Genomic DNA, 2,698 nt, shown 5'->3' on the forward strand with positions numbered 1-2,698 from the left:
AGAACATTTCCTTTTTTTGATACTTAAAAGATAACATATTGAAAGGCGGGAACACTTGTTACACCCTCAGCAGCTCCCCAAAGGCGACGCTGTCAAAGGCGTGCCCATCGAAAAGCGCATCGGCGGGCAGGACCATCTCCCCTCCCGACTCCAGCGGCAAGGCAAACGCTTCCCGATGGCCCCCCTCCACCTTGCGGGAGGTGGCCGGCACCGGTAGCCCCAAAGCCAGGGCCGCCCGGCGGTAAAGATCCGGACGGTAGATCCGGGCAACCGCCTGCAGACTGGCCGGCTCCTCGCCAATCTGGCCCCAGCGCATCATCTGGGAGATCAACCACTCCCCCTGGGAAACCCAGGGATATTGAGCCAGATGGCCATGAAACCGCTGATAGCCGGGAAGGTCCAACCCCTCCCGCGCGTTGAGGCGAGGACGCTGCGCCAACACCGCCTCGATCAACGCCGCCTCCACACCGATGTAAGCCTCCCGCGCCAGCAGCGCCGTCAACTCCGCACGATGCTCCGGCTGGTCGGCCCAGCGTCCCGCCTCGATCAGCGCCGTCACCAAGGCCTCCACCAAGACACCGTTCTCCGCCAGCCAGGCGGCGCGCAGACCCAACACCTTCTCCGGGCTGCAAGGCCACAGATCGTGTTTGGTCACCACCACCTCCCCCACCCCGCGCGCCACCGCCAACTGATTCCACGGTTCTCCCACGCAGAAACCGGCAATCTCCCCCGTTTCCAACGCCGCCACCATGCGCGGCGGCGGAATCACCACCAACTCCACCTCCCGTTCGCAATCAATTCCCGCCGCCGCCAGCCAGTAACGCAATTCGTAATGGTGGCTGGAATAGGGAAATACCGTGGCCAAACGCAACGGCCCCTCCCCCTGCCGCTGACGCAGGCGAATCACTCGGGCCAAAACCCGGTTGCGCCATACCCGCGGACCCGCCATGGCCTCCGCGTCCACCTTGCCCATGGCCCCCACCAGCCAGGAAGCCAGGGTGATGGCATTGCCCCCCTGCCCCAGCGCCATGGGAACCGCCATCTCCGTCGGCTCGCCCCCCGCCCCCAGATGCAGCGCCAGAACCATGCCCGCCAGCATCTGGGCGCAATCCAGCATGCCGTAAGCCACCTTGTCCCGCAACGTGGCCCAGGAGGGCTCCCTGGACAGGACCAGATCAAGGCCGCGGGCTGCAGCGAAGCCTTTTTCCCGAGCCACCACCAGGGAGGCGCAGTCGATGAGCGGGATGAAACCGGCCTTGATCGTTTTCATGGGATTTCAGTCCTGACAATTTACGTTACAACTGCCTTTCAATATTTTATCCTTTAAGTATCAAAAAAAGAAAATGTTCTATCCTTTGACTTTTTCAGTTGTTCTTTTATTAAGGAAAAAAGACACGTCAAAAGACAGAACATTTTCCTTTTTTGATACTTAAAGGATAAAATATTGAAAAGAACAATTACAAATCCAGTTGGAAGGCGGCAATCAATACCCTGGCAATCTCAACAAGCTTCCGGTTCTCCCGCATGGCCGCCTTGCGCATGGCATGGTACGCCTCCTCCTCCGACAAACCCCGCTGCTTCATCAACAACCCCTTGGCCCGATCGATCAACTTGCGATCCGCCAGCGCCGCCACCGCTTCGTCCCGCTCGCGACGCAGCTTCCCGTAGGCGCGAAAACGCGAAATGGCCAATTCCACAATGGGTTGCACCCGCTCCTTGCGCAACCCGTCCACCACATAAGACGAAACCCCGGCTTCGATGGCCTGGGTCATCATGGTCCGATCCGAACGATCCACAAACAGGGCAATCGGACGACAGACCTCCCTGGAAAGCTGGCATACACTCTCCAACGTATCCCGGTCGGGGTTTTCCAGATCGATGAGAATCACCTCCGGATCGAGCAGACGGATGCGATGGCCCAGATTGGCCAGGGAACGGATCAACATGACCCGGCCATAGCCCGCCTCCACCAAACCCTGCTCCAGAATGGCGGCCCGCTCCGGGTTGGCATCGATCACCAGAATGGCGATATCGCGACTCTCGTCCTCCGGACTGTCCCGCATCAGGCGGCTTCCCTCTCCGACTCCGGTGGTTTGATCTTTTCCGAGGGCTTCCTGCGCCCGGCGTGTCCGTGTTCGTACTCATCCAGGAAGGTGAGCAACCGTTCCCGATAGCGATAGTAGTCGGGATGGGCCAGCAAGGCCGCCCGACTGCGGGGACGGGGCAGATCGACCTGCATGACATGCCCCACCCGGGCATGGGGACCGTTGCTCATCATGACCACCCGATCCGCCAGCAGAATGGCTTCGTCGACATCATGGGTCACGCAGATCGCCGTCACCTGGGAACGGGTCCAAACCTCCATCAACACCTCCTGCAGACTCCAGCGGGTCAGGCTGTCGAGCATGCCGAAAGGCTCGTCCAACAACAGCAGCCGGGGCGACAGGGCAAAGGCCCGGGCCAGTCCCACCCGCTGCTTCATGCCGTTGGACAACTCGGAAGCCTGCTTGTGCAACACATCCCCCAGCCCCACCCGACAGAGGTGGTAATCCACGATATCGGCCCTCTCCGCCCGGCTGGCGTGGGGATAGACCCGGTCCACCCCCAGGGCGACGTTATCCCGCACCGTCAGCCAGGGAAAGAGACTCGGAGCCTGAAAAACCACCGCCCGATCCGGTCCCGCCCCGGAGACCTCCCG

At 61.1% G+C, this 2,698-nt stretch carries 3 protein-coding genes; all 3 read right to left on the reverse strand.

The genetic code is table 11. The features are described from left to right. Window positions 1-58 precede the first annotated feature (58 nt). On the reverse strand, window positions 59-1,270 hold the full coding sequence (locus tag HQL56_08220; protein ID MBF0309497.1) for an ABC transporter substrate-binding protein: 1,212 nt from the start codon (window positions 1,268-1,270) through the stop codon (window positions 59-61). A gap of 187 nt (window positions 1,271-1,457) precedes the next feature. Beyond that, window positions 1,458-2,063, reverse strand: a complete 606-nt coding sequence (locus HQL56_08225; protein MBF0309498.1) for an ANTAR domain-containing protein — start codon at window positions 2,061-2,063, stop codon at window positions 1,458-1,460. After that, window positions 2,063-2,698 (reverse strand): ATP-binding cassette domain-containing protein (locus HQL56_08230; protein ID MBF0309499.1); only part of this gene is annotated, 636 nt, incomplete at its 5' end. The genes HQL56_08225 and HQL56_08230, both read right to left, overlap by 1 nt.

The organism is Magnetococcales bacterium (genome assembly GCA_015231925.1).
Classification (GTDB): domain Bacteria; phylum Pseudomonadota; class Magnetococcia; order Magnetococcales; family JADGAQ01; genus JADGAQ01.

What these genes read in the sequence shown, in the direction of transcription:
- HQL56_08220 (MBF0309497.1), bottom strand. Translation starts at nt 1,270, where the DNA reads ATGAAAACGATCAAGGCCGGTTTCATCCCGCTCATCGACTGCGCCTCC.
- HQL56_08225 (MBF0309498.1), bottom strand. Translation starts at nt 2,063, where the DNA reads ATGCGGGACAGTCCGGAGGACGAGAGTCGCGATATCGCCATTCTGGTG.